The following is a 26,837-nucleotide window of genomic DNA, read 5'->3' as shown; positions in this document are numbered from 1 at the left end:
GCCGTGATGGAGCCCCCCTTCACATGACTGCACAAGAGAAACTCACCGCCAATGTGGTGGTAGATACCAATCCGGCCACCGGCACCGCCGTCGCTGAATTGAGCGAAACCAATCTTGAAGCCCTGCCACAAATGCTGGCAAAGGCCCGCGAGGCGCAAGCCATCTGGGCGGCCAAATCCTTCAAGGAGCGAGCCCACCATATTCAGATGATGCGCAGCTACATCGTAGACCGTGCGGACGACCTGGCCCGCACCGTCAGCGAGAGCAACGGCAAAACCCTCACCGATGCCCTGGCCACCGAAGTGCTGCCCTGTGCGCTGGCCTGCAAATGGTATGCAAAAAACGCCGAACATTACCTGAAAGAACGTAACCGCCCCGCCGGCAGCATCCTGTTCTTCAACAAGCGCACGCACATGCTGCGTGTGCCGCTCGGTGTGGTGGGCATTATCAGCCCGTGGAATTACCCACTGTCGATTCCCTTCGGTGAAATCATCATGGCCCTGATGGCCGGCAACGGCGTGATGCTGAAAGTCGCTGCCGCCACCCCGGCGGTGGGCCGCGCCATTGAGCAAATCGTCGCGGCCGGCGAACTTCCTGAAGGCTTGTTCCAGCACATCGTTGGCTCTGGCTCCAAAGTGGCCACTGGCTTTTTTGATAACGGCATCGACAAGCTGTTCTTCACCGGCTCAGTCCCTGCCGGCAAAACGCTCATGGCCCAGGCAGCTCAGACGCTGACCCCGGTATCGCTGGAACTGGGCGGCAACGACCCCATGCTGGTTCTGGAAGACGCAGACCTGGAGCGCGCCACCAACGGCGCCGCCTGGGGCGGCTACCAGAATGCCGGGCAAAGCTGCGGTGGCGTGGAGCGCGTCTATGTCGTGGATGCGGTATACGACCAATTCGTGGACCTGCTGGCCAAGAAGACTCGCCAACTGCGCCACGGCATCGGCTGCAGCGGTTTTGATGTGGATATCGGCAGCCTGACCACCGCAGGGCAACTACGTACGGTGCAGCAGCATATGGAAGATGCGCTAGCCAAAGGCGCGCGTATCGAAGCCCAGTCTCGCCCAGTGGGCAATGTGGAGAACGGCTTCTTCTTCCCGGCCACCCTGCTCACCCAGGTCACCGACGACATGCTCACCCTGTGCGATGAAACCTTCGGGCCATTGATTGCCGTGCAGCGCGTGGCCAATGAAGAAGAAGCTATTCGCAAGGCCAACGATTCCAACCTGGCCCTGACGTCCTCTGTGTGGACCAAAGACAACAAACGCGGCCGCGCCATTGCCGCCCGATTGCAAACCGGTGTCACCACAGTGAACGATCACCTCTACAGCCACGGCCTGTCCGAAACTCCCTGGGGGGGTTGGAAGGAATCCGGCATTGGCCGCACCCATGGCCCGGAAGGGCTGGAAGAAATGACCCAAGTGAAAGTGGTCAACTGGGATATTCTGCCGGCCAAGCGCAATATCTTCTGGTACCCGTTTGATGAAGCCACCTACAACGGCATCAAAAATGCCCTGCTGTTCGTCTTCCCGTCCAGCATCGGCCAGTGGCTTGGCGCGTCCCTGAAGCTCACCCCCTTTCTGGTGAAGAAAATGTTCACCGGCTGGAAAACCGGCGACTAAGGTCATGCTGCTGCCGGATTCCCGGTGGCAAACTTGACCTGTGTCATCACCATCCTCCCTGCTCCTGTCATGCTAGAACGACAGGTACAGGGAGGATTTTTTATGTATATGGATACCGTGGTATTGGCAGGCATTGCCGTTATTGCAGGAATTTTGCTGTTTGCGGGCTGCTTTGCCCTGTTTATCTGGCTCGACTCCGGCAATGAAGACCATGCGTCACCGAGCGACAAGGACTGACCAAGGCAGCCACTCTGCCGAGATAGGCTCTCACGCCCCCCCTCCAACTGAATTACCAGGATGGCCAAGGCGGAAATCAGCGCTAGCCGATCTCCGCCATGGTGGTAGACGTCAAAGTGCTTCCAGCCAATCCTGGGACGGGGCATACCACCAGGAACCCATCACCGGACGAGTGAAGTCCAGCAAGCGATCCTTCACCGAATCATCGGCAATGCCATACATACGGCGCATCAGAAAATCGTAGCGGTCAAGCTCGCAACAAAACGCCAGGAAGTACAAACCGTGTTGGCCACTGTCTCCGTAAGGGACCGAGCGACGCCACATTTTCTGCGGCACACCATCTCTGTCCACATCCACACGCCCCACATGGGCATTTGCAGGCATTCGCTCATCATCGAACTCCACCGCATCTTCCTTGGTACGGCCAAACACGTTCTCTTGCTCACTAACCGCCAGCTGGTTGAATTTAGCCAGATCGTGTATCCACTTCTGGGTCAGCACCCAGCTACCACCGGCCCCCGGATGCGGCTCGGCAATAAACGCGGCCTGTTCTGCCTTTTCTCCGGTAGGGTTACCAATGCCATCCACAAAGCCGGTCAAATCACGCATGTCGTGATAGACAAAAGCCGTCAGCTCCAGCTGGGTGGCGAGCAAGTTACCCACGGCCTGGCGTACCCGCATGGTGGTATCGAACAAATCCCCCGCTTCACGAGCTTGCACCCACACCCACAAATCGCCTTGCGTGGCCGGAATATGCCCTTCCAGGGAGAACGCAGGAAAACTGAAACGGGAATCGAAACAAGCCCAGAGGTCCGGACCGAAAGCCAATAAAACCGGCGTTGTTTCACTCTTCAGCGCAACCAGATCACGCAGAACCTGGCGCAATGACTCCGTTTTATGGCCACTACCAAGGCTAAACTCGAAAAACACATGATGGGCGTAACTGCGGTCAAAAATACCGGATTGCGGTGTCGACACCGGAGGCTCCTTCACTTTGCGTGGTAATTATCTCCACAATTATAGCAGGTGAACCCAGAGCAGACCCCTGTCATACACGTATGATGGTGCCTTTCGCAGCAATTCTGAAACAAATTGAAATATCCACTGGTGTTCCGGGATCAGGGCTTTCGATACACTTGGCACACATTCGTTAACTGTACCCGACTATGACACCGTGGCTTGGCCTGGATCGACTAGGTTTCTTTCTCATACGCGTATTTTTACGCCTGTGCACCCGCGCCAATGCGCTCCCTTCAGATCCCAAGGAACTACAACTCGCCGCCAACACCCCGGTGGTGTATGTGCTTAGCGACCGTTCTGCGGCCGATGCCGCCGTGGCCGACCAAACCGCCCGCCAGCTGGGACTCTCTTCTGCCCTGCGCGGCCTGACGCTGGGTAAAACGCACCTGAGCCACAGCTATTTCCAGCTCTACCGCCGCCAGCTGGGTAACCGCCGGCAGCGCCGCGCCGTGTCCCCTCCCCGGCTGGAAAAACTGGTTGCGGCCCTGCGTGCCAACCCGGAGGCAGATGTACAGCTTGTGCCAGTATCGGTGTTCTGGGGCCGCCGCCCGGAAAAAGAAAACTCCATGTGGCGCATCCTGTTTTCGGATAACTGGTCCCCCGCTGGTTTCATCAAGAAATTCTTTATCATCATCACCCAGGGGCGCCAGCTGTACGTACAGTTCAGCCGCCCCATGTCTTTGCGCACTCTGGTAGATCAATGCCAGAAAGACGACCAGGCAGTGCGCAAGGCTTCCCGCATTCTGCGTGTCCACTTCCGCCGCCAGCAGGAAGCGGCCATCGGCCCGGACCTGTCACACCGGCGCACCCTAACCAACACCGTGGTGGACTCCATTCCCGTGCGCGAAGTGATTCGGGCAGAGGCAAAACGCCAGGACGTTAGCGAGGAAAAACTGGAAGCCAAGGCACGCAGCTATGTCATGGAAATTGCCGCGGATTATTCCCACACGGTGATCCGGGCTCTGGAGTTGCTGCTCAACTGGGTTTGGAACCGTTTGTATGGCGGGATTCGTCTGTACAACATGGACAACCTAACCAAGGTCGCCGGCGATCACGAAATCATCTATGTGCCTTGCCACCGCAGCCACATCGACTACTTGCTACTGTCCTTTGTGATGTTCCGCAACGGCTTGGTGCCCCCGCATATTGCTGCCGGCATCAATTTGAATCTGCCCGTTGTGGGAACGATTCTACGCCGTGCTGGCGCCTTCTTTATGCGCCGCAGCTTCCGCGACAATCCTTTGTACGCAGCGGTGTTCAGCGAATACCTGCACACCATTACCGCGCGCGGCTTCTCCATTGAATACTTTGTTGAAGGCGGTCGCAGCCGCAGCGGACGAATGCTCAAACCGCGCACCGGTATGCTGGCCATGACCGTTCGCAGTTTCCTGCGTGATTCGCGCAAACCCATTGCCTTCGTCCCCGTGTATGTGGGTTACGAAAAAGTGATTGAGGCAGGCTCGTACATCGGCGAACTGCACGGCAAGAAAAAGCAAAAAGAATCCGTGGGCGGGCTAATGAAGTCACTGTCCGTTCTGCGCAGCCACTTTGGGCAGGTGCATCTGAATTTTGGTGAGCCGATTAAACTGGTGGACTACCTGGATCAGCACAATTCGAAATGGCGTAACGAAACCGTGGCCGCCGGTGACACCCCCCCCTGGTTCAAACATGTGGTGCAAGAACTGGGTCAGGAAGTGGTCGAATCCATCAACGCCGCCGCCGTAGCCAACCCGATCAACTTACTCAGTTTGGCATTGCTGGCGTCCCCGAAACACACCATGGATATTGCCCAGCTTCGCCAACAGCTGGATCTGTATATCTCACTGCTCAAACAGGCGCCTTACAGCGACAGCGCCGCACTGGCCACGGACGATGCCAACGCCATCATCGAATACGGCCTGGAACACGATTTTCTGGATCGCATCGAACACAAACTGGGCGACGTGGTCACCACCGATGAGAAAACGGCCCTGCAGATGGCCTACGTGCGCAACAACAGCCTGCACCTCTTTATTCTCCCCGGCCTGATCTGTTCGCTTGTGATGAATGCGCGTTCCATCAGCATGGATGTGCTGCAAAGCATGGTGCGTCTGCTCTACCCCTTCCTGCGTAACGAGTACTTCTTGCACTGGCAGGATGACGAGGAACTGGCTGCCGCGGTCAACAATCTGGTGACTGTGCTGCAACAGGAACAACTGATTGGCCGGGAAAATGACTGCCTGCATGGCGCCGCGATTCATACCCATGAATCCGACATGCTCGACCATCTGGGACAAACAGTGATGCCCTCGCTGGAGCGCTACTACCTGACCATTCGGTTGCTGGTGCAGTACGGATCCGGGATGCTCACCGCCGAACAATTGAGCGAGCTGGCTCACCAGACCGCCCAACGACTGTCGTTACTCTATGAATTCAACTCCCCCGAATTCTTCGACAAGGTAGTACTGAAAAACTTTATCGCCCAGCTGTATTCCACCGGCCTGGTAACGCCCGATGACAATGGCGCACTGGAATTTGGGGAAAAACTGGAAGCGCTGGATGACGAAGCCAATCGCATCCTCAGCCCGGATATCAGTGATGCGATTCAGCGCGTCACTCGGGTAACCAACCTGGGGAATTTGGTCACAGCATCGTCAGATGCATCGTGATATCCGATAGCCGGCCATCGCGGCTGGCCTGATTGACCGACGCGTTATCGCGCTGAAAAAAGAGGAGAAAACATTCTAGGGGCAGGTATAAATATCGAAACGTACAGCCTTGCCCTTTTGGCTGAATGACGGCATAACGCCGGCCAGATAGCCAGCCTTTACCGGACGCTTCACCACCACACGAGCGGGTTCAAGCCCACGGGCCCACGCCAGCAGCAAATGCTCTTCATCGGCGTCAGGATAAGCACAGAGACGTTGTAACCACTGCAGGTCTTTCTTCACCGCCGCACTTTTTTCCCGGGCAGGAAACATGGGGTCCAGGTACACCGCGTGTAAATCACTCACCTGTCGCGTTCGGCTGTCCTCGCAACCGAGCAGCTCCATGTTGGCAGCAAGGCCAGCAGGCGCCCGTTGTAGGCCATCTGCAAGCATAGCGTGCAGTACAGGTGAGCGTTCCGCCAGCAATACCTGAAATCCCGCTTGCGCCATTAAGGCGGCGTCGCGCCCCAACCCCGCCGTGGCATCCACCACGCGATTACGGTCGTTTTTAGGCTTACCCAGCGCCTTGATCAAACGCTCATGGCGCACCCTCTCCGACGTCAGCCGGTAACCCTGCTTCCCCTCGCAGAAACTGACCGTCAGCGGCGTTTCCTTGCCCTGCGGACGCCACAGGCTCAGGCACTCATTGTGCCAACCCAGCACCAGTTCAAGCTCGGCAGCACAGGCCAGTGCTTCACTGTCCACGGGCCTTCCGGGCAGCCCTTCCGGGCAGCCAGGCAACAGACCCAGTATGGCATCCAGAGACCCGCTCAACGTCATGCCAACCAGAACAACAGTGCTACACCCAACACCAGCCGGTAGATGACAAACGGCAGCATACCGATGCGCTCCAGCAGGCGGATGAAGAACACAATGGTCAGATATGCCGTCACCGCGCTAACCAATACGCCCAGTGCCATCATTCCCCAATCCACCGCAATTTGCTGTTCGATCAGGTCTTTGGTTTTCAACAACCCGGCACCCAGAATTACCGGAATGGACAACAAAAAGGAAAAGCGGGCCGCGTCTTCCCGGCGATACCCCAGCGCCAGTGCGGCGGTAATGGTGATGCCACTACGGGACGTGCCGGGGATCAGCGCCAGTGCCTGGGCCAGGCCAATGAAAATCGCACCGGCAATGCCCAAGCGGGCCAATGAAAACTCCCGCTTTCCGAAAGCATCCGAGGCCCATAACAGGGCGCCAAATACCAGGGTAGTGATGGCAATCACCAGTGCCGAGCGCAACTGATGTTCAATAAAATCATCACCGAGAAAACCAAACACCACTGCCGGTATAGTGGCCAATACCACCAGCAAACCCAGTTTGAGATCATCATTCATGCGGCGCTGTTGCACCGCCACACCGGCACCGCCGACCATGGCTACCAGATCACGGCGGTAATACACCATCACTGCCAGCAAGGTGCCCAAATGCACCGCTACATCAAAGGCCAGGCCCTGATCGGGCCAGCCCAAAATTTGTGACGGAAGAATCAGGTGGGCAGAACTGGAAATAGGGAGAAACTCGGTGAGCCCCTGTATCAGAGCAAGAACCAGAGCCTGAAACCAATCCATGGAATATCCTTGTTGAATGAAACGTCAGTGACGAGTCACGAGTTTCGAAGAGCGAAAATCAAAACCGGTTTGGTTTTACGAAACTCGCTTCTCGTCACTCGTAACGTTTTCTATTCGTCAGCGGTAATCTGATAACCCTTGAGGAACTCCGGGGGCATGCGGCGAGGCTTGCCAGAATCCAGCGCCACACACACCCAGCGGGTACGGCCGCGAAGCAAGGTGCGGCCGTCGGATTCACGCACAATCTGGTAACGACGAGTAATGCTGATGCGCTCATCATTTTGCACGATCCAGGTACCGATTTTCAGGTTTTCACCCTCAAAAGCCGGCGCCAGATAATCCACTTCGGTATGACGTGCCACCATGCCCCGATTAAGCTTCTGATACAGGTCCCAGCCCAACCCCAATTCGGTGGTGTGATGCCAGGCGATCTGCTCCATGAAGCGCAGGTACTCGGTGTTGTTCACATGCCCCATCACATCAATGGCTTCGGCAGGTACGGTCACCGTCAACTCGTGCACATTGGGAAGGTCCCAGTTGATCATCGTGCTGCTCCCTGAATCACTTGGTCACGCAGATACACCGGCTGTGCTTGTTCAGCACTCACACCGTCTCCGCGTTCAAATGCTGATAATGCCAGTTGCGCCACCGCTTTCGCATGGGGATGGGCGTCAGCAATGCAGCAGCTTGCGCCATAGGCTTCCACCAGTGCGTCCTGATACACCAACCCGGAGCCCACTATCATCCAGTCCGCCGACGGCAAATCCGGCAAGTCATCGGGGTTGAACAGGCCATCGTTGAAGATGGCACTGGCTGCAGCCTCCTCACAGGCATAAGCGCCCAGGTACACCTCGCCCATGCGCGCGTCAAAACAGGCAATCACATGAGAATGTGCCTGTATGGCCTGTGCACTGAGCGCGCAGGCAGCCAAGGTGGAGATGCCCACCACGGGCAGATCCGCCGAAAAAGCCAGACCCTGAGTCACCGCGGCAGCCACGCGCACGCCAGTGAACGCGCCCGGGCCGTGGCCAAACGCAATGCCGTCCAGGTCTTTCAACCGGACCCCGGCATCGGCCAGCAGCCCTTCCACCATCGGCAGTACCAGCTCGGTCTGTCGCCTTGGCGCGTGCTCAAAGCGTTCGAGCACATTGCCATTGTCCAGCAGTGCCACCGAGCAGGTTTCGCCGGCGGTTTCCAGTGCGAGTATGCGCGTCATGATTCCATTTTTTCCGCTTCCAGGCCCTGGCGGGCCAGATAATCAAAGAACCGTTCTACCACGTCCAGCTTACGGGTGCGGGTCATGTTGGGCAGACTGTTGACGAAAAGTTTGCCATAACTGCGCGTCAACAGCCGTGGGTCCGCAACCACCAGCAGGCCAGTATCTTTGGGGTCGCGAATCAATCGCCCGGCTCCCTGTCGCAAGGCCAGCACCGCCTGGGGCAATTGGTAGTCACGGAACGCATTACCGCCATTGCGATTAATGTGTTCGATACGTGCTGCGGCTACCGGATCACCGGGCGAACCAAACGGCAGCTTGTCGATAATCACACAACTGAGTGCTTCACCGCGCACATCAATGCCTTCCCAAAAGCTGCTGGTACCCAGCAGCACTGCATTCCCTTTTTCCCGGAATGACTCCAGCAGTTCACGCCGACCGGATTCCCCCTGCACCAACAAAGGGAAATCGATTTTCCCGCGCAGGATGCCAGCGGCTTCGCGTAGTGCCCTATGACTCGTAAACAGGAAAAAAGTGCGCCCTTTCGCCGCATTAATCACCGGCACCATGGCATTGGTGAGTTGCGCTGTGTACTCGCGGTCGTTCGGCGCCGGCAGGCCTTCCGGGGCATAGAACACCGCCTGGCGTTTGAAATCGAAGGGGCTTTCCAGCCGCAGCGTGCGGGCCGAGTCCAGCCCCAGGCGATGCTGAATATGTTCAAAGCGCCCGCCCACCGACAGGGTGGCCGAGGTAAGAATCCAGCTGCAAGGATGACGTTCCCGCTGGGCTCGCAACTGCGCGGCCACGGACAACGGCGTGCTGTGCAATACAACGGAACGTTTGAAGGTCTCAAACCAGTACACGCGATTAGGCTGGCCGCCTTTCAGGTAGGCCGCCAGGCAGTCCACCTGTTCGCTGGCACGCCGGGAACAAGCATCCATGCCCCTGCTCGCCTTGGCCAATGGTCCAAGAAATGCGTCCAACTCTTGCAAGGCTTGCAACAGGCCTTCCCCCGCCTCAACCACCGCCTTGTTTTCGGCCACTTCGGTCCAGGGTTCACGGCGCTCGCCATCCCCAAGGCTCAGGCGTAAATCCATGCCGCCTTTATCCACGGCGGCGACCAGGCGGTTCAACTCCGCCAAATCGGCGGCGGTGTGTCCGGCTTCGGACAGGCTGTCGCGCCCCAGCTCCTGAATCTGTCGTGTGCTCAGGGTGTCTGCAAAAAACGCCGCGGCAATTTCGGGCAGTTGATGCGCCTCATCGAAAATCACCGTGTTTGCCGTAGGCAGTAATTCAGAAGCCGCACCATTGCCACGCAAAGCCGCATCGGCAAAAAACAGATGATGATTCACTACCACCAAATCCGCTTCCTGGGCCTCTTTGCGCGCCTTCATCAACGGGCATTCATTATAGCGAGGGCACTCCGTACCCAGACAATTGTCCGCGGTACTGGTGACCCAGGGCCACACGGGAGCATCTTCTGGAATCTGCTGTAGTTCGGCGATATCACCGGTGCGGGTGCGCCCAGCCCAGTGCGCCACAATCTGCATCTGCCCAACGGTTTCACGGGTTAGAAAACGGGCGTCTTCCTGATGCAATTCCAGCCGGTACGGGCATAGATAGTTGGCGCGACCTTTTAACAGCGCCACTTTTCTTGGCAAGTTCAGGGCTTTCTTGACCATGGGCAGGTCTTTGAAGAACAGCTGGTCCTGCAAGCTCTTGGTGCCAGTGGATACCAACGTCGGGCCTTCAGACAGCAGCGCAGGCACCAAGTAAGCCAGCGTCTTGCCTGTGCCGGTTTCCGCTTCCACCAGCAAAGTGGCACCACTGCCAATCACGTCCTCCACCGCATCAGCCATTTCCAGCTGCGGTTCACGCGGCTGGTAGCCGGGCAGGAGCGGCGCAAAGCGCGCTAAATCGGTAAGATGATTACGGGCGGTAGTCACATAATTTCCCTGAAACGTGTCTGCACCTGGGGCCGGCACACCGGAACCCGCCGGGATAGCCCAAAGCGCGCGCAGAGCATAGCCCATTCGCCCCCGGAACCCAACGCGAGAGCAAGACGAGAAGGCAATATGATCGACTATACCTTAATCATTCTGGCCGGCGGACAAGGGCGACGCATGGGCGGTGCCGACAAGGGACTGGTGGCAGTGGACGGGAAACCCCTGGTCGCCCATCTGATCACGCACCTGTCGCCCCGCCCTGCCCGTATTATCATCAGCGCCAACCGCAACCAAGACCGCTACAGACGCTGGGGAAATCAGGTGGTCGGCGATCGCCGCGAAGGATTTATGGGCCCCCTGGCCGGGCTTGAAGCCGCGCTAGGCGAAGCCCACGGCCTGTGCCTGTGCCTGCCCTGTGATCTGCTTGCGCCACCCGCTGCCATGATTCGCGATTTGCTGGCAGCTGCATCAGCGGAACACATCTGCGTCGCCCACGATCCGTTACGTCGGCAACCGCTATGCCTGGCCTTGTATGCCGAGCCCTGGCAAGCGTCGCTTAGGGATTATCTTGATGCGGACAAGCGTAGTGCGCACGGCTGGCTAGACCAGGTATCCGTTCACCCCGTGGCCGTGGCCACGCCATTGCAGAACCTGAATCACAGAGAAGGGCTCACGAGAGACACATAACTCGCTACGGGCGTGCCGCCGGCTCCACGCCTAAAACAACAATGCCCGCACGAGGCGGGCATTGTGTTGGTGCAAGAACGCGAAATTACGCGGTCTGCTCCTGGATCTGCTTCATCAGGGCTTGCTGATCAGCAGAAGGCTGTGCAGTTTGCAGCGCCATCAGCTTGCTCATGTCCCCTTCGATGCGGATCTGGCCGCTCATGAAACCCTGCATGCCTGCAGACTGGTCACCTTCAATGAAGATGCGCTTGGCCAGGTCGGCCGGCAGGATCATGGTAGTTGGGGCATCAGCGTGATGACCTTCTTCGATCATGCCGCCCACCAGAGCCATTTCTTTGTCGCCACCGTCAGCATTGACGGTGATGTTGATGACCAAGTCAGCCAGGGCTGCCGGCGTTTCAACATCGCCCGCGCCTTCACGGATTTCTTTTACTTTTGCAAACCATTCATCAGACAAAAATTCCAGGCTCATTGCTATCTCTCCATAACGTATCGTTGCGGCGTTGACGCCCCTGTTTACAGGGCCTGCCAAGGCCTAGCCATTCAAACGAGCGTTCGAAACTTACCCGTACCTTATAGAAAGGCTCAGAGGGTGGCAATAGCCGCAGATGAGTCCTTACGGGACAAAAAAGCCCGGCAAAATGCCGGGCTTTCCGAGGGTCTGAGAGCCAGCCTCAAGCGTAACAATCAGAGGTCGTAGCCTCGCTCTTCATGCAGCGCGATATCCAGCCCCTGGGTCTCTTCATCACCACTCACACGCAGCGGCGCAAACAGACTCACTAGCTTGAGCAGCCCCCAGGTCACCAACGCCGTATAAACAAAGGTTGCCACTACACCGAGAGCCTGCACACCGAGCTGATCCAGCATGGTGTATTCAGGCTTGGCAAAGCCGTAGCCTGAGAACAGGCCCAACTCGGTGGAGGCAAACACACCCGCCAGCAAGGTGCCGAGAATGCCGCCAATGCCATGAACCGGGAAGACATCCAGGGAATCGTCAATCTTCAGCTTGTGCTTGACGAAAATCACCATGTAGAAACAGATCACGCCGGCAGACAAACCGATCACCAATGCGGCTGCCGGGCTGACAAAACCTGAGGCCGGGGTAATCGTACCCAGGCCCGCCACCATGCCGGTAGCAATGCCCAGCGCAGATGGCTTACCGAATTTTTTCCATTCCATGGCCATCCAGGCCAGAGAACCGGCAGCCGCAGAAATGTGCGTCACCAGCATGGCCATGGCCGCATCGCCATTGGCCGCCAGCGCCGAACCGCCATTGAACCCGAACCAACCGACCCACAGCATGCCGGCACCGGTGACGGTCATAGTCATGTTATGGGGCATCATGCCCTGGGTGGGAAAACCCTTACGGTTACCCAACACCAGCGCCGCCACCAGCGCAGCCACACCTGCGGTGATATGCACCACGGTTCCGCCAGCAAAATCGTACAGGCCCAGTTGCGCCAGCCAGCCACCACCCCAGACCCAGTGACACACCGGGATATAAACGCCCAGCAACCAGAGAACGGAAAACGCCAGCATGGGACCGAAACGCATGCGCTCGGCAAAAGCACCGACGATCAGCGCCGGGGTAATGATGGCAAAGGTCATCTGGAACAGCCCGTGCAGGCTTTTCGGCAAGGTGCCTTCCAGGGTGTCCCGGCCAATCCCGGAGAAGAAGATATGGTCCAGCCCACCGATCCAGGCATTCATGCTGCCGCCATCGGAAAACGCCAGGGAATAACCGCAGATCAGCCACACCAGCGACACGACACAGGTAATGGCGAAACACTGCATCAACACGGACAGAATGTTCTTCGCCCGCACCAGCCCGCCATAGAACAAGCTCAGGCCCGGCAGGGTCATAAACAGTACCAACGCGGTGGCGGTGAGAATCCAGGCACTATCACCGGAATCCAGGCCGTCGGCCAGCGCCAGCGAGGGCAGCATCAACAGTACAGCAATCAATTTTTTCATCATGGGCCCCTTAAATGGCTTCGCTGCCGGTTTCACCGGTACGGATACGGATCACCTGCTCCAGGTCGCTAACGAAAATCTTGCCGTCACCGATCTTGCCGGTCCCCGCCGCCTTCATGATGGCCTCGATTGCCTGATCTAATTGCTCTTCACGGACCGCCAGCTCCAGCTTCACCTTGGGCACAAAATCCACCACGTATTCAGCGCCCCGGTACAATTCGGTGTGGCCTTTCTGGCGACCAAACCCCTTCACCTCGGTAATCGTCATGCCCTGCACCCCAATCTGGGCCAACGCATCACGCACTTCTTCGGCCTTAAACGGCTTGACCACCGCTGTCAGCATTTTCATTCGGTATCTCCTCGTCCTCATGCACCAACACAACACGTGCCGGAAAGTTGCACCGACAAGGAGCATTCAAGAATCAGGCCACAAAATAGTGCACTATTTTTCAGTCACTTACCCATGAATAGCATTCACTTCGCACCACTCACGAACACTGCACCATTTAAATGCACCATATCGGTACAAAGGAAAGATCCCTCATAGGGCATATCGCAGTCGGTGTGTCGCTTTACACAAATAACGCGCACCAAAAAACACCATCTGCAACGACGCTCAGAGACAGACAAGAAGAGAAAGGGAGAGGAAGAGGAAAAAGCAAAGCGATGAAATAGCGACAGGGAATAACCCTGTCGCCAGCAAAGGTCTCTCAATCAATACAGATAATTGAACATCTTGCGGCGGTACTCACTGGCAAGCGGATCTCCTTTGGGAAGGCATTCGAAAACTTCCAGCAATGCAGCACGTGCAATGCCATCTTTGAAATCCCGATGATCACGCAACAATTGCAGCAAGGCTTCAAGCCCCGGCTGAAACTGCCCGGCAGCGGCGGCTTGCAGACCGTAGGCATAAAGGTCGTCAGCCGTGGCGTTGTCGGCAATGCGAGCGGCCAGCGCGTTCAGCGACTGCCCTTCCCCTTCCAGTTTTTCCAGCAGCGCAAAACGCGCCCTGAACGGGCGCAGGGGCTCGGCATCCTCGGTAACTTCCGCGAGCACCGACTGGGCATCGTCCAGACGGCCTTCACCCAAGAGAAGCTCCACCAGCAAGGCACGAATAGCGTGCTTGTCCGGGCTCTGCTCCAGTGTCTGGCGCAAGGCGCCTTCTGCTTGCTCGCTGTGACCCGCCTCAATGGCCATGCGCACCTGCTCGATAAACCCTTCTTCCTGCTGCTGCTGGGCAGCTTCCGGATCAACCACCGGTGCCAACCACTCGCGCAGGGCGCCTTCCGTCTGGGCGCCATCCAGTTCACTGACCAGCTGCCCCTGGTACACCAACTTCAAGCTCGGCAGGCTGCGCACGCCAAACTGACTGGCCAACATTTGCTGCTCGTCGGCATTCACTTTCGCCAGGATTACCTTGCCCTGATATTCATTGACCAATCGCTCCAGTATCGGCGCCATCTGCAAACACGGCTGGCACCAGCTGGCCCAGAAATCCACGATCACCGGAATTTGCTGAGACTGCTCAAGAATTTGCTGAATATTCTGCTCGGTGGCTTCGATGATAGGGCTGTTCGGCTGCAACGCTATTGCTCCTGAAAACGCATTCAAAGTGTCGCCAAGTGTAAGGCATCATCTAGATTAAATCCGGTTAAATCCTGTGCAAGAGATGGCATCTGCGCGTTAGACTGAAAGTGAGTATGCGGTTTCGGTCCCTGGCGACAGCTTCACGCCCTCCCCATGGCCGTGCCCGTATGCTGGAAGGTATTCCACCCAGGCAAAGGAGATCACCATGCTTAGCCTATTGGCTATTGTGTTGTTAATTGCCACGCTGATGACCCTCTTCTATCAGCAAATCAGTCGAGGCATTGGCAGTGCCGTTTTCGTTATCGTCTGGCTGCTCTGCGGCTTTCTCGCTTCTTGGCTGTTCCACCCCGTTTCCCTGATTTTGCTTGCCGCCGGCGTCACTGTGCTCAACCACGTGGACCTGCGGCAGAAATTCATTACCAAACCGGTCTACAACGCCTTGGCCAAGGTGATGCCGACTATTGGTGATACTGAACGCGAGGCCATTGAAGCGGGCACCACCTGGTTCGAGGCTGACCTGTTTTCCGGCCGCCCGGACTGGGAAAAGTTCGCCCACATCCAGTTCAGCACCCTCAGTGATGAAGAGCAGTCGTTCATCGACAACGAAGTGGTACAACTCTGCGACATGCTTGATGAATGGCAGATTTTCCACGAGCTGCGCGATCTGCCTGAAGAAGTCTGGGACTTCCTCAAGCACAAGGGCTTCTTCAGCCTGATCATTCCCAAAGAGTACGGCGGCAAAGCCTTCACGCCCTATGCGCAGAGCCGCATTATGAGCAAGATTGCCACCCGCTCTCTCACCGCTGCAGTCACGGCCATGGTGCCCAACTCCCTGGGCCCGGGTGAGCTGCTGGCCGAATATGGCACCCAGGAGCAGAAAGACCGCTGGTTACCCGGCCTTGCCAAAGGCGACGAAATTCCCTGCTTCGGCCTCACCGGACCAGAAGCCGGCTCCGACGCCGGCGCCATCCCCGATACCGGGGTAATCTGCAAAGGCAAGATCGACGGCAAGGAAGTGCTGGGCATGCGCCTGAACTTCGCCAAACGCTGGATTACCCTGGCCCCGGTGGCCACCGTGGTGGGGCTGGCGTTCAAACTCTATGACCCGGAAAAACTGCTCGGCGACGAAGAAGATCTGGGCATTACCTGCGCGCTGATTCCCGCCGATACCCAAGGCGTGGAAATTGGTCGCCGCCATTATCCTGGCTCGCCGTTCATGAACGGCCCCATCAACGGCAAGGATGTGTTTGTGCCGCTGGACGCCATCATCGGTGGCCCAGACATGGCTGGCAAAGGCTGGCGCATGCTGATTGAGTGCCTCGGCGCGGGGCGCGGTGTCTCGCTGCCGGCACTGGCCACCGCCAGTGGCGAAATGGGCTATCGCATGACCGGCGCCTTCGGTCGTATTCGTCGCCAATTCAACACCGCCGTAGGTGAATTCGAAGGGGTACAGGAAGCGTCCGCCGATGTGGCCGCGCTGGCCTACACCCTGGAAGCCTATCGCCACCTGGTCACACGTTCACTGGAAGATGGCGCACCCTCCGTGGTCACCGCCATGGCCAAGTACCACGCCACGGAAATGATGCGCGAACTGATCAATCATGGCATGGATATCGCTGGCGGCCGCGGCATTCAGCTCGGCCCGCGTAACTTCCTGGCTCTGCCGTATCAGTCCACTCCCATTGCCATCACCGTGGAAGGGGCGAACATTCTTACCCGTTCGCTGATGATTTTTGGCCAGGGCGCCATGCGCTGCCATCCCTACCTTTATGATGAATTGCAGGCGATTCAGGCAGAGGACAAAAAGCAGGGGCTGCAGGATTTCGACGACCTGTTCTTCACCCATGCCGCGCATACCCTGGGCAATATGAGCAGCGCCATCGTGCAGGCCGTCACAGGCCCTTACTTGTCTGGCGCGCCAGGCAACTCCGACGCCTTCAGCGCCCCCTGGTACCGGTTGATCAGCCGCTATAGCGCCGTATTGGCCAGCACTTCGGACATGGCCCTTGCCCTGCTGGGCGGTGACCTGAAGCGCCGCGAACTGCTCTCCGCCCGCCTGGGGGATGTGCACAGCCAGCTGTTGATTGCCTGCTCTATTCTCAAGTATCACGCCACGCTCCCCAGGGACGAGGCCAACGACGCCCACGCGCAGTACGCCCTGCGGCTGTCCTTCAGCCGGGCCCACGATTCCCTGGAAGCCTTCTACAGCAACTTTGGCTTCTTCGGCATCGGGCATGTGCTCAAGCGCCTGTTCTTCCCCTGCGGTCGCCCGTGCAAGGCACAGGCACCCAGTGACGATCAGATACGCACCCTGGGGCAAATGATCATGGAGCCCACCTCCGTGCGCGATGCGCTGGCGGAGCCGGCCTATATCTCTCAGGATCCGGAGGATTCCATTGGCCGCGTAGAAGCTACCTACAGCAAATTGCTGGAAGTGGAACCCGGCTTCCTTGCCTACCTGAAAGCGGAAGGCAAAGGCCAACTGGAAGGCAAAACGGTGCTGGAGAAACTGCAGGACGCTGCCAGCAAAGGCATCATCAACGAGAGTCAGGTAGACGCCATCAACGAGTACGACGCCATGCGTTACGACTGCCTGCTCACGGATGCCTTCGACAAGGACCTCAAAGAAGTGCAGGTCCATGCCGAACGGCCAATGATGTAACTCACCCGGGCGCAATGGCCTCGCCATTGCGCCCGTCTTCCCATGCCTAAACATTAACCAGCGCACATTTTCACAAAAACGCAACGCCGGCGCTTCCTTTCAAAATGCTGCTTTTTCCAGCAGTTAATCCCCCGTTTATCCCATCTCACAGAGATTTAACATTCAGATCACCCTTTTGGCGCTTTTACGCATGGTCGCTTTCGTCTAGTCTTGCCCAAATTACGCCCCACCGGGCCTGGAGCGCCGTTACGCCTCCCTTTGCCCCTCGGACAACAGGTCAGTAATGACAGCAGTCGTCGAAGAAAAAACCGCAATCGAATTCAAGGGCCGCATGTTGATGATGACGGTCCTCCAGTTGAAAGACCTGGATGCCAACGTGCTCCACCAACAGGTGAGCCAGCGTCTGGATGACGCCGCCCAATGGCTGCAGGAAGCCCCCGTCGTCATCGATGTGAGCCCCGAACTGGACCCGGATCCGGTAGCCCTGATGGCCGCCGTAGACACGCTGCGCAGCTTGGGCGTGAACATGGTCGCCCTGGCCCGCAGCGAGAACATTGATGCGGACACCGCCACCATGTTGGGGCTTGGCACCTTGAGTCTGGCCGGCGGTCGTGATGTGCCCCGCCGTGCGGAACCGGCACCCGCTGCCGCAGAGAATAATGCCGTCAGCGACACCGACACTACGCCGCCCCCGCAACAGGCCGACACCATGGTGATCGACCAACCGGTACGGTCCGGTCAGCAGGTCTACAGCCGCGGTGACCTGATTGTGCTCGCCCCGGTCAGCACCGGGGCCGAAATCATGGCCGACGGCAACATCCACGTGTATAGCAACTTGCGTGGCCGTGCCCTTGCCGGGGTTCGCGGCGACACCAGCGCACGTATTTTTTGCCAGCAACTGAATGCCGAATTGGTATCCATTGCCGGCCATTATCGGGTAGCCGAAGATCTGCCCGAGTCATTCCGTAACAAGCCCGTGCATCTTTGTATGCAGGGCGACGCGATGCATTTTACCGCGCTTAACTAGCGTGCATGAAACATGGAAGGTAAGGAGAAGAGCGTGACGAAGATCGTGGTCGTGACATCCGGCAAGGGTGGCGTCGGCAAAACCACCACCAGTGCAGCGCTGGCCACAGGCCTTGCCCTGCGCGGTTTTAAAACCACTGTGATTGATTTTGATGTAGGCCTGCGCAACCTGGACCTGATCATGGGGTGCGAACGTCGTGTGGTCTATGATCTGGTCAACGTGATCAGTGGCGATGCCAACATCAAGCAGGCGCTGATCAAAGACAAGAAGGTGGACAACCTGTTCATCCTTCCGGCTTCCCAGACCCGCGACAAGGACGCCCTCACCATTGAAGGCGTGGAAGGCGTGCTCAACGCCCTTCGTGATGACATGCAGATGGACTACATCATCTGTGACAGCCCCGCCGGCATCGAAAAAGGCGCACTCATGGCCGCCTACTTTGCTGACGAGGCCGTTGTCGTCACCAATCCGGAAGTCTCCAGCGTGCGGGACTCCGACCGCATCATCGGCATTCTGGCCAGCAAGACCCGCCACGCCGAACTCGGCGACGGCGACATCCCGTCCCGCCTGCTACTGACCCGCTACTCCCCGGAACGGGTGGAAAACGGACAGATGCTGTCAGTGGAAGATGTGCAGGAAATTCTCGCCATCGAACTGCTTGGCGTGGTCCCGGAATCCCAGGCGGTGCTTAATGCCAGCAACTCCGGCAGCCCTGTGATCCTGGATACGGATTCCGATGCCGGCCAGGCTTACAGCGATGCGGTTGCACGTTTTCTGGGTGACCAGCTGCCGCACCGCTTTCTCACCACTAACAAGAAAGGTCTATTCGGCCGTCTGTTTGGAGGCTAAGGGATGAGCATCTTCAGTTATCTGCTTCCTAAAAGGCAGAACACGGCATCTGTGGCAAAAGAACGCCTGCAGATCATTGTCGCTCGTGAACGATCCACCCGGGGCGGTCCGGATTACCTGCCGCAGCTTCAGGAAGAGCTACTGCAGGTGGTGCGCAAGTATGTGCCAGTGGGTCAGGACGCCGTTAACGTCCAGGTTGACCGGGAATCCGGGTGTGAAATTCTCGAATTGAATATCACCCTGCCGGAAGGCTGATTCCACGGCGAAGACCCTGGGCTGGCAAAGACTGCAGCTCAGGGGCTAACCGCCTCTGCCCACCGCTCACCGCTAAACAACCCAACGACTCAAGGCGGCAACACCTGCCATTCAGGCTCGTCGTACTCCCCAATCACGGTGACCTCTACCACCTTCGCATGCTTTTCCAGTATTGCCTTTACCCTGGCGCTACGACTGTCGTCTTTGGCATCCCGATGTGCCTTGCTCTCCCAGTGAGCGATAGCCAGCACGGTATCAGGATGGCCGATCTTGCGGTGCAGATAGGTGCCTTTTGCTCCCTCGCTCTGCTGAATAATTTCACTGGCTTCCACCCAGCCCTGGGCGTATTCCTCCACGCTAAAGCCCGCCTTTACGCGTACCTCAAAAATAAATTTCATCATCGTTCTCCCTGCCGATAAAACTGGGCCAACAGGCGATAGAGGGTCGGCCAATCCTTGTAGAGCTGATCTGGCCCTTCGAAAAAGGCTTCACTGCACACCGCAAAAAACTCGCCCGGCCCGGTCAACGCGTAGGAATCCACGGGCATGTGCCTATGGTGCTGGTAATCGCTCAGCAACTCTTCCCAACAAGCGGTGAAGGTGTCATGCCATTGCTTCGGGTTCATCCCTCTATGCAACGGCGGCCTGCCGTTGGCCCCATTGCGGCGCATATCCAGTTTGTGGGACATCTCGTGAATCACCACATTACTGGCCTGGTTGTCCATCTCACAGGCATCACAGATTGCGTCCCAGGACAGGATCACCGGCCCCTGGTGCCAGGCTTCACCCGCCAGCACCGGCCCCTGGGCATGCACCACGCCATCTTCGCTGAGGTGTGGCCGATTGGGAATGAACGCGCCTTCATACAAAATCACCGTATACCAGCCGTCATACCAGTCCAGCCCCAGGTACAGAATCGGCACGCAGGCCATGGTGGCCACTTTTAGACACATGGCATCGGTATAAACGAAGTCGCCACCGGAGGCGATGCTCTTGCGGGCCAGAAAACGCAACGACAGATCAAACAACGCGCTCCGCTCTTCACCCTCAAACTGGGCCATCAACGGCCAGTCCGATACCGCGGCTTCCCACTCCCCCCGGGTATAGCCCATTTTTTTGACTCGCCGTGCATCACGCCAGTTTTTCCAGGCTGCAAACATCCACCCTCCTTTTGCTGTAGATCACTCTCTATCCGTAGACCACAATGACTAACCCGTGTTTCATCAATCGTACACAATCAATGATGGCTACTTTGACCATGAGAGCGGCGTTTCACCAGCCGTTACCGGTCACCGTGGCTGTGCTACCATCGCCGGCCAGTCCTTAATGCGAATATTGTTCAGTGCCTATCCGCCCCGCCCATAAAGCCGATTTGCTGCTTCTGGTGGTCACGCTCCTGGCCGCCATCAGCTGGATGTTCTCCAAAGAAGCCGTGCTGGCCATGCCGCCTCTGCTGTTCATGTCGCTGCGCTTCCTGTTGGCCTCATTACTGCTGGCCTGCGTGGCCCACCGCCAGTTGCGTCGGCTCAGCCGTCAGCAACTGATGCGCAGTATGCGTGTAGGCCTGGTATTTGGCACCGCCATGAGCTTTTGGATTACCGGGCTGGCCGTGGGCAACCATGTGGGTGAAGGCGCCTTCCTGACCAGTCTGGGCGTGGTGCTGATACCGGTGATCGCCCGTATCTTCTTTGCCGAAGCGGTGCCCGGTAGTACCTGGCTGGCCCTGCCAGTGGCCGCTGGCGGGCTGGCGTTGTTGTCACTGGAGCAAGGGCTGCATCTGGAAGTCGGCCAGCTCTGCTTTGTGGCGGCCGCCACCATTTTCGCGTTGTACTTCAATCTGAACACCCGCGCCGCCAACACCATCGCCACTGAGTCTGCCGACGGTGAACGCATCGAACACCCCCGCATTCCCGCCATGGCCCTGACCACCGTCGTGCTGGCCGTCGTGGGGCTGGTTACCGGCATCCTGTCCGCCTTCAATGAAGCATGGAAGCCCGTGTTTACGTCGATGCCCCCCACCCTGGTGATGTGGATCGTTCTCAGCGCCACTATCGGCACGGCTCTGCGTTTTCTCGTACAAACCTATGCCCAGAGCCTGTCCCTGCACAGCCATGGGGTGGTCATCATGGTACTGGAACCCATGTGGACAGCCCTCATCGCTGCCGCCTGGTTTGGCGAAAGCATGACGGGTACGCAGCTGGCGGGCTGTGCGCTAATCTTTGCATCACTACTGGTGAACCGTTGGCGAGCGGTGCGCACCTTGCTCAAGTCACTGATCGCACCGAAACACCGTCAGAACCGTTAATTTAACGCATTGCCGCCAAGGCGGTACTACCCAAGGAGACAACATGGAACCGGATTTCCTCACCCTGCTGATTATTGCGACCCCGGGCGCCCTGATCAGCCTCCTCTGTTTTGTCCTCGCCGGCGTCTTTATGGACCGCGCCCGCACTCCCGCCATGCTGGTCATGCTGGCCGGGCTGCTCACTGCCATGCAGGCAGGCTTTACCATTCTCAACCAACTCTTGCTGATGCCCCTGCTGATGGATGGTGTGCTCTCCAACGACGTCTATAGCGTGCTCGTCAATGGCGCCTACCATTTGCTGTATCTGGGGATCACCGCCAGCTTGCTGACCGCCGCCTTTATTGGCCGCTCTCGGCCACCCGCACCCTCTCAGGCACCCGTGCATGCCACAGCAACCGGCGGCGGCGACACATCCACGCTAAGCTCTCCCGCCATGGTAAGCGCCCAGCGTCCCCATCGCGGCGGGCTGGTACTCGTACTGGGCATCCTCAGCATGCTCATGTTCGCCCCTCTGGGTATCGCCGCCTGGATCATGGCAAACGGCGATTTGCGGGCCATGCGCGCTGGCCAGATGGACATCACGGGTGAAGGCATGACCACCGCCGGCAAAGTGCTGGGTATTCTGGCAACAGTACTGATGGTCATCGGTATTTGCCTGGCCATCGGGATCATGGCGCTGGGCCTTTCTATGCATCGCGGTTTCTGACACCGGCCCCCGCAGCCATAAAGTGCACAAAATTGTGTAATATCCTGTGATCTGGTTCCCTCATTGGCGCGCCAGTTGGCGCACCATTTGGAGCCGATAACGCCAATAATAAAAAGACTGACATGATGACGGGATTCTTTTCACGTACGGCGATTGCCAGCCTGACCCTGACACTGCTGCCCCTTGGCGCCATGGCCGACTCGGCCTGCCTGAGCGCTGCCTCCTCGGCAGCCTCATCATCCTCACTGACCATCAGCCAGAATGATGAACAACTTCTGAAACTACTGGGTCACCAAGCCACGGCCACACACGCCGGCACCCTGCTGGCCTATAACCAGCACGCCAACAGCATAAACAAACCCATACTGGGGAATTACGCTCGCCTGCGGCTGGCCGCGCTGGCCCTGAAAGACGGCGATACCGACTTTGCTCGTCAACAACTCAGTGAAGTGGAACAGAACAGCCCAGCGGCTGTGGATGCCGCTTTCCTGCTGGCAGAGAGCTACCGTCGCGACGGCGATAAGGAGCGAGCCAGAGCCTGGTTTATCCGTATCGCCGCACGCTTCCCGGGTAACCCCCGAGCGGTATCCGGGCTAGTTCTCGCCGGCGATGACTGGCGTAACCAGGGCGCCGATGCGCTAGCGCTACCGGTGTATAATCTGGCGCTGACCAAGGCTGCAGAAAACCTCAACGCCCTGGATCAACTCGCCAACGAGCCGGAGCAGCTGTACCGTACTCTGACCAACACCGTCGCCGGCAACAGCACTACAGTAATGGACCAGCTGGTACTGGCCATGGTCCGCGATGACGATAGCCAGGTGCTCGCCGCCACCCGCCAACTCATGGCCGCACACCATCAGCACAAGTGCCTGGCGCACCAGGAAACCGACCTAAATAATGCCATTCAGCATGCCACCGCCAGAGACCTGACCAATGGCGCCTTTCGCACTGCCGCAAAGCGGGAAAAAGCGGCAACGGAACAGGAAGTGGCCGATTTGCAACGCATCCTGCAAAACGCCCCGGATGCCAATGGGTTAAGCGCACGGCTGGCCGACGCCCAGGAACGACTAGAGCGGCTCAATACCCGGCTCAATAAACTCGGCGGCACCGCACTGCCAGCGGCCCTTCAGCAACGCAAAGATCTGCTCGCACTGGAGAAACAGCAGGTGGAATCGAATCTGACCAAGGCACGGCGCCAAGTACGTGACGCGCTGGAAGCACAGCTTCCGGAATTGGAAACGTTCTACCGGAACCTGGCGGGGGAAGCGCAGCTGGGCAAGGCCCAGCTGCTGCAGAAAAAATCCTGAAAGGAGCGCCTAATGCGGGATGCCTGAGCCACGCTGACCATCGTCACAGGCTCCCGCACCCTCACCCCTTGTGGCTTTTCAGCAGGGCATCCACTTTGTCGATATATTTCTGTTTGGCTTCATCTGCCCCCAACCCTTTCAGCTTCGCCCAAGCGTCATACTTGGCGCGACCCACCATATCCAGCATTCCCGGGCGCTTGCCGGACACGTCCCCTGCGCTTCCCTGCTTGAAGTGAGCATAGAGAAACAACAGGTCATCATTGGACGGTTTGCTGTCGAGGGTTTTGACATCTTTCTGAGCTTGTTCAAATCGGGCAGTATCGGTCATGATGTTTCCTGTCATATGTGATCATCGATGTATAAGGCACAAGCCGTAATCTGTGCAGGAAATAGTGCGCTGTGATCACGGATGAATCAACATACCAACAAAACCAAAACGAAGAACAATCAGGTTACGCCATGAGCGACGCAGGGCAATCCCAGGCCAGCCAGACCCTCGACCCACAGCAAGAGGGCATCCTTCGCAATGCCATCAATACCTTTCTGGTGCAGTTTGATCGTGCCCTGGAACGCCGTTATAGCGAGCACGCGCATCAGCGCGCCCGCGATCTAATCAATCGCTCCGTCTACCTGTTGATGGGGCTGTATCTGCTGGTCGTACTGCCGGTCATTCTGCTGGTGAAAACGCCGGAGATGGACGCTTGGCGAAACTACGGCGTATACCCCATCGCCGTTGCACTGATGGGGCTCTGGTGCTGTACCCGCCTGGCCTGGCTTCGCCCCCACGCCATTGGCGTCATGTACCTGGCGTTGGGATTATCCCTGTCCGGAACGGTTCTAGGGGCTATCCGATTCAATGGCAGTTTCCCCGGGCAAATTTCTTCTTTTGAAACCATTTACCTGCTCATTATCGGCTTCTCAATTCTGCGGCTGCCGCCCCTCCAGACGCTGATCACTTGCACCGTTGCCGCCGTCGCCGCCTTCGCAATCAGCCTGCTTATGCGGCTGGACCTTCCGCTGCTGCTGGTGTCCCTCTCATTCGGTATCCCGCTGATCATCTGCACCGTGAACGGCTACATCCTGGATATCAGTGCACGCCGCAATTTTGCCAACAACCTGTTACTGGCCCATGAATCCGAGCAGCTGAAACACTGGCGGGAACAGGCAGAAAAAGATACCCGCCGGCAACAACAGCTCAATACCTTTATGGAACAAATCGCCGGCAACCTGACACCTACACAATTACTGGAACGGGTGCTGGGTTATCTGGTTCAGCAAGTGAACGCACAGGTGGGCGCCGCCTACACCCTGGAAGAGGACACACTGGTGCGCCAAGCCGGCTGGGCACTAAACGACGCGGCGCAAACCCGGGACACCCTCCCCGCTGGCGAGGGCCTGCTGGGCGCCGCGCTTAACCAGCGGCTACTGATGCAGCAACATCACGTACCACAGAATTATCTGGATCTGGAGACCGGCCAGGGCAAACGGCCACCGGGCGCCGTGCTGCTATGGCCACTGATACAGGGAGACCTCCCTCTGGGCATTATTGAAATCGCCAACACTCAAGGGTTTGATCAGGAGCAGCAAACACTGATCAGCGAGCTCCATCGCCCACTCGCCTTTGCGCTGCAATCCGCCCAGCGCCGCCAGCAGTTTCTGGATCAGGCCGCCAGCGCTAACGCATAAAGGCCCTTCCCGGTTACGTCAGTCAATACCACGGGCGGCTTTGGCCGCCTTCAGAGGGGCAGACAGCAGCGCAGGCTTACGCGGCACGATATCGGCCAGCGATGCCACCATCCGAGCCATGTCCGCATCCATGTCACCCGTCGGCAAAAAGCAATCGACGATGCGCACCTGACGGCGCCGGTAGCAAAAGCCCAACACCACAATCGGTACCGACATCTGTTCGGCAATACGGTAGAACCCGGTTTTCCAGCGCTTGGCGCCGGTACGCGTACCCTCCGGAGCCAAACCCAGCCAGAATGGCGTATCACGCATGACCGCCGTAGTCTGATCGACCACATCCCGAGCGCTGTCACGGTCCACCGGGATCCCCCCCAGCCAGTACATAAATCGCCCCAGACGTCCCTCAAACAGGGTGTGCTTACCCATAAAGCGCACCTGTACCCGTAGCGACTGGATGGCGCTGATACCAATCAGCCCGTCAATGTTCGAGGTATGCGGTGCCACCGCCAGAACCACACGGGAGGTATTGGGCAGGCTACCAACAATGCGCCAACCCATGGCCCCCAGAATCAGCCGGCCCAGGCCCGCTAGCAGCCAGTGGCCGCGCCGGGGTACCTGAGCCCCCAATGTTCGCGCTGTCAGCGGTGCCAGTTCTGATTTCATGCAAATACCGTAAAGGTTTGTCGACTCAGAGCCACGGGCTTGCCGGCCGCATCCCAAATCACCGCCTGGCTTTGCCCATAACCATCACTACACTGGTCAGTGTTGACCCGATACTGCCACAGCGTATCCGCCGGGCGAGCCCCCGGATCATCCAGTAACTCCATGGTCCAGGTCAGGGAGCTGGCAGGGGCCGGGCCTTTGAGCAACGGCAGCACCGAAGGCGGCCAGGTGTCCACCAGGGCAATTAGCGCCGCCGTGCTCATAGTCGCCGGCGGCACCACAAAGCCCATATAACCCGCAAAATCCGGCACCGCGCTGGCGCTGAACGGCGGCATACCTTCTGCGTAACGAATATCAAAATGGGAGAGGAAATCCGGTGTCAGCCCGTTGATAAACGGCAATGCGATACTCTCATCAGCCGCTTTCAGGGTGGGCGCGGCAGGTCCTTCTACAACAACCCTCGACTCCCGGCCCACGCCAAAGCTGGCCAGCATAACTGCCACAACCTGCTCCCCCTGACGGGCAGACACCATGGCCTGCATCACCGATTTTCCTTCCCGCAACACAGTGGCCTCCAGGGCAACCGGTCCTGGCGTGGCCGGCGCCACAAACGACAGGGAAAAGCTGCGCAAAAATCGCTCTGCCGCCACCGTCTTCTGTAGATGATCAAACAACACGGCTCCCACCAGGCCACCAAACAATGCCCGGCCCTGCCCCCACCCTTCCGGAAACGAAGCATTTCCCTTGCCATCTACCGTGGCCAGAATTTCATCGAATGTCATGGTCTCTCTCTATTCTGCATACCTGAAATCAGCGGCACTTTAT

The 26,837-nt window shown here is 58.1% G+C and carries 27 protein-coding genes; 12 read left to right on the top strand and 15 right to left on the bottom strand.

The window, feature by feature from the left end; all coding sequences use genetic code 11:
- The first annotated feature begins 23 nt into the window (after nucleotides 1-23).
- Entirely contained in the window at nucleotides 24-1,625 is a 1,602-nt protein-coding gene (locus ABNH18_RS07590; protein WP_349382237.1) for an aldehyde dehydrogenase family protein, read from the top strand.
- Between the two features lie 102 nt (nucleotides 1,626-1,727).
- Nucleotides 1,728-1,862, top strand: a complete 135-nt coding sequence (gene ccoM, locus ABNH18_RS07585) for a cytochrome c oxidase subunit CcoM (RefSeq protein WP_349382236.1) — start codon at nucleotides 1,728-1,730, stop codon at nucleotides 1,860-1,862.
- A gap of 111 nt (nucleotides 1,863-1,973) precedes the next feature.
- On the opposite strand, the gene ABNH18_RS07580 is transcribed toward ccoM, so the two are convergent.
- The gene (locus tag ABNH18_RS07580; protein ID WP_349382235.1) at nucleotides 1,974-2,840 is read right to left on the bottom strand and encodes a Dyp-type peroxidase; all 867 of its coding nucleotides are present in this window, start codon (nucleotides 2,838-2,840) and stop codon (nucleotides 1,974-1,976) included.
- Nucleotides 2,841-3,028: 188 nt separating this feature from the next.
- Between ABNH18_RS07580 and plsB the strand changes: the two genes are divergently transcribed.
- Nucleotides 3,029-5,530: a glycerol-3-phosphate 1-O-acyltransferase PlsB gene (gene plsB / locus ABNH18_RS07575; RefSeq protein WP_349382234.1), complete on the top strand. Its 2,502-nt coding sequence runs from the start codon at nucleotides 3,029-3,031 to the stop codon at nucleotides 5,528-5,530.
- Nucleotides 5,531-5,605: 75 nt separating this feature from the next.
- On the opposite strand, the gene ABNH18_RS07570 is transcribed toward plsB, so the two are convergent.
- From ABNH18_RS07570 to yoaA, 5 genes are all read right to left on the bottom strand, one after another.
- Complete coding sequence (locus ABNH18_RS07570; protein WP_349382233.1) at nucleotides 5,606-6,349, bottom strand: class I SAM-dependent methyltransferase; 744 nt, start codon at nucleotides 6,347-6,349, stop codon at nucleotides 5,606-5,608.
- Nucleotides 6,346-7,143 carry an undecaprenyl-diphosphate phosphatase gene (locus tag ABNH18_RS07565; protein WP_349382232.1) on the bottom strand — a complete coding sequence of 266 codons (798 nt, stop codon included), beginning with the start codon at nucleotides 7,141-7,143 and terminating at the stop codon, nucleotides 6,346-6,348. Before ABNH18_RS07565 ends, ABNH18_RS07570 begins: the two co-directional genes overlap by 4 nt.
- 110 nt (nucleotides 7,144-7,253) lie before the next feature.
- A complete protein-coding gene (locus ABNH18_RS07560) occupies nucleotides 7,254-7,688 on the bottom strand; it encodes an acyl-CoA thioesterase (protein WP_349382231.1) in 435 nt (144 codons plus the stop codon).
- Entirely contained in the window at nucleotides 7,685-8,359 is a 675-nt protein-coding gene (gene tsaB / locus ABNH18_RS07555) for a tRNA (adenosine(37)-N6)-threonylcarbamoyltransferase complex dimerization subunit type 1 TsaB (RefSeq protein ID WP_349382230.1), read from the bottom strand. The genes ABNH18_RS07560 and tsaB overlap by 4 nt, the downstream gene beginning before the upstream one ends.
- Entirely contained in the window at nucleotides 8,356-10,305 is a 1,950-nt protein-coding gene (yoaA, locus tag ABNH18_RS07550; protein WP_349382229.1) for a DNA repair helicase YoaA, read from the bottom strand. Before yoaA ends, tsaB begins: the two co-directional genes overlap by 4 nt.
- Nucleotides 10,306-10,434: 129 nt before the next feature.
- On the opposite strand from yoaA, the gene mobA reads away from it, so the two are divergent.
- Complete coding sequence (mobA, locus tag ABNH18_RS07545) at nucleotides 10,435-10,992, top strand: molybdenum cofactor guanylyltransferase MobA (RefSeq protein WP_349382228.1); 558 nt, start codon at nucleotides 10,435-10,437, stop codon at nucleotides 10,990-10,992.
- An 85-nt stretch (nucleotides 10,993-11,077) separates the two neighbouring features.
- On the opposite strand, the gene ABNH18_RS07540 is transcribed toward mobA, so the two are convergent.
- The 4 genes from ABNH18_RS07540 to ABNH18_RS07525 all read right to left on the bottom strand — a co-directional run bounded on the left by ABNH18_RS07540 (nucleotide 11,078) and on the right by ABNH18_RS07525 (nucleotide 14,550).
- On the bottom strand, nucleotides 11,078-11,464 hold the full coding sequence (locus ABNH18_RS07540; protein WP_349382227.1) for an SCP2 sterol-binding domain-containing protein: 387 nt from the start codon (nucleotides 11,462-11,464) through the stop codon (nucleotides 11,078-11,080).
- 215 nt (nucleotides 11,465-11,679) lie between these two features.
- Nucleotides 11,680-12,966, bottom strand: a complete 1,287-nt coding sequence (locus ABNH18_RS07535; protein ID WP_349382226.1) for an ammonium transporter — start codon at nucleotides 12,964-12,966, stop codon at nucleotides 11,680-11,682.
- 10 nt (nucleotides 12,967-12,976) lie between these two features.
- The gene (locus ABNH18_RS07530; RefSeq protein ID WP_349382225.1) at nucleotides 12,977-13,315 is read right to left on the bottom strand and encodes a P-II family nitrogen regulator; all 339 of its coding nucleotides are present in this window, start codon (nucleotides 13,313-13,315) and stop codon (nucleotides 12,977-12,979) included.
- A 365-nt stretch (nucleotides 13,316-13,680) separates the two neighbouring features.
- Nucleotides 13,681-14,550, bottom strand: coding sequence for a tetratricopeptide repeat protein (locus ABNH18_RS07525; RefSeq protein ID WP_349382224.1), 870 nt, complete (start codon nucleotides 14,548-14,550; stop codon nucleotides 13,681-13,683).
- Between the two features lie 208 nt (nucleotides 14,551-14,758).
- Here ABNH18_RS07525 and ABNH18_RS07520 point away from each other — a divergent pair, with 208 nt between their 5' ends.
- The 4 genes from ABNH18_RS07520 to minE all read left to right on the top strand — a co-directional run bounded on the left by ABNH18_RS07520 (nucleotide 14,759) and on the right by minE (nucleotide 19,346).
- The gene (locus tag ABNH18_RS07520) at nucleotides 14,759-17,215 is read left to right on the top strand and encodes an acyl-CoA dehydrogenase (protein WP_349382223.1); all 2,457 of its coding nucleotides are present in this window, start codon (nucleotides 14,759-14,761) and stop codon (nucleotides 17,213-17,215) included.
- Nucleotides 17,216-17,498: 283 nt separating this feature from the next.
- Nucleotides 17,499-18,242 (top strand): septum site-determining protein MinC, encoded by a 744-nt coding sequence (minC, locus tag ABNH18_RS07515; RefSeq protein ID WP_349382222.1) that lies wholly within the window; start codon nucleotides 17,499-17,501, stop codon nucleotides 18,240-18,242.
- Between the two features lie 33 nt (nucleotides 18,243-18,275).
- Entirely contained in the window at nucleotides 18,276-19,091 is an 816-nt protein-coding gene (gene minD / locus ABNH18_RS07510; protein ID WP_039925873.1) for a septum site-determining protein MinD, read from the top strand.
- 3 nt (nucleotides 19,092-19,094) lie between these two features.
- Entirely contained in the window at nucleotides 19,095-19,346 is a 252-nt protein-coding gene (minE, locus tag ABNH18_RS07505; RefSeq protein ID WP_349382221.1) for a cell division topological specificity factor MinE, read from the top strand.
- A gap of 89 nt (nucleotides 19,347-19,435) precedes the next feature.
- Here minE and ABNH18_RS07500 read toward each other — a convergent pair whose 3' ends face one another.
- Together ABNH18_RS07500 and ABNH18_RS07495 are read right to left on the bottom strand one after the other, a co-directional pair.
- Entirely contained in the window at nucleotides 19,436-19,744 is a 309-nt protein-coding gene (locus ABNH18_RS07500; RefSeq protein WP_349382220.1) for an antibiotic biosynthesis monooxygenase family protein, read from the bottom strand.
- Nucleotides 19,744-20,505, bottom strand: a complete 762-nt coding sequence (locus tag ABNH18_RS07495) for a M90 family metallopeptidase (protein WP_349382219.1) — start codon at nucleotides 20,503-20,505, stop codon at nucleotides 19,744-19,746. The genes ABNH18_RS07500 and ABNH18_RS07495 overlap by 1 nt, the downstream gene beginning before the upstream one ends.
- 182 nt (nucleotides 20,506-20,687) lie before the next feature.
- Between ABNH18_RS07495 and ABNH18_RS07490 the strand changes: the two genes are divergently transcribed.
- From ABNH18_RS07490 to ABNH18_RS07480, 3 genes are all read left to right on the top strand, one after another.
- Entirely contained in the window at nucleotides 20,688-21,650 is a 963-nt protein-coding gene (locus ABNH18_RS07490) for a DMT family transporter (protein ID WP_349382218.1), read from the top strand.
- Nucleotides 21,651-21,693: 43 nt separating this feature from the next.
- Nucleotides 21,694-22,356, top strand: a complete 663-nt coding sequence (locus ABNH18_RS07485) for a hypothetical protein (RefSeq protein WP_349382217.1) — start codon at nucleotides 21,694-21,696, stop codon at nucleotides 22,354-22,356.
- Nucleotides 22,357-22,478: 122 nt separating this feature from the next.
- A complete protein-coding gene (locus tag ABNH18_RS07480) occupies nucleotides 22,479-23,663 on the top strand; it encodes a tetratricopeptide repeat protein (RefSeq protein WP_349382216.1) in 1,185 nt (394 codons plus the stop codon).
- A gap of 61 nt (nucleotides 23,664-23,724) precedes the next feature.
- On the opposite strand, the gene ABNH18_RS07475 is transcribed toward ABNH18_RS07480, so the two are convergent.
- Nucleotides 23,725-23,991, bottom strand: a complete 267-nt coding sequence (locus tag ABNH18_RS07475; protein ID WP_349382215.1) for an acyl-CoA-binding protein — start codon at nucleotides 23,989-23,991, stop codon at nucleotides 23,725-23,727.
- Nucleotides 23,992-24,122: 131 nt separating this feature from the next.
- Between ABNH18_RS07475 and ABNH18_RS07470 the strand changes: the two genes are divergently transcribed.
- Entirely contained in the window at nucleotides 24,123-25,349 is a 1,227-nt protein-coding gene (locus ABNH18_RS07470; RefSeq protein ID WP_349382214.1) for a GAF domain-containing protein, read from the top strand.
- A gap of 18 nt (nucleotides 25,350-25,367) precedes the next feature.
- Here ABNH18_RS07470 and ABNH18_RS07465 read toward each other — a convergent pair whose 3' ends face one another.
- Nucleotides 25,368-26,012, bottom strand: a complete 645-nt coding sequence (locus ABNH18_RS07465) for a 1-acyl-sn-glycerol-3-phosphate acyltransferase (protein ID WP_349382213.1) — start codon at nucleotides 26,010-26,012, stop codon at nucleotides 25,368-25,370.
- Nucleotides 26,009-26,794, bottom strand: coding sequence for an acyl-CoA thioesterase (locus ABNH18_RS07460; protein WP_349382212.1), 786 nt, complete (start codon nucleotides 26,792-26,794; stop codon nucleotides 26,009-26,011). The genes ABNH18_RS07465 and ABNH18_RS07460 overlap by 4 nt, the downstream gene beginning before the upstream one ends.
- Nucleotides 26,795-26,837 lie beyond the last annotated feature (43 nt).

Source organism: Alcanivorax sp. (assembly GCF_040118815.1).
Classification (GTDB): Bacteria; Pseudomonadota; Gammaproteobacteria; order Pseudomonadales; family Alcanivoracaceae; genus Alcanivorax.
The sequence above is the reverse complement of the archived record's forward strand: the minus strand, read 5'-3'. Positions and strand labels throughout refer to the sequence as shown.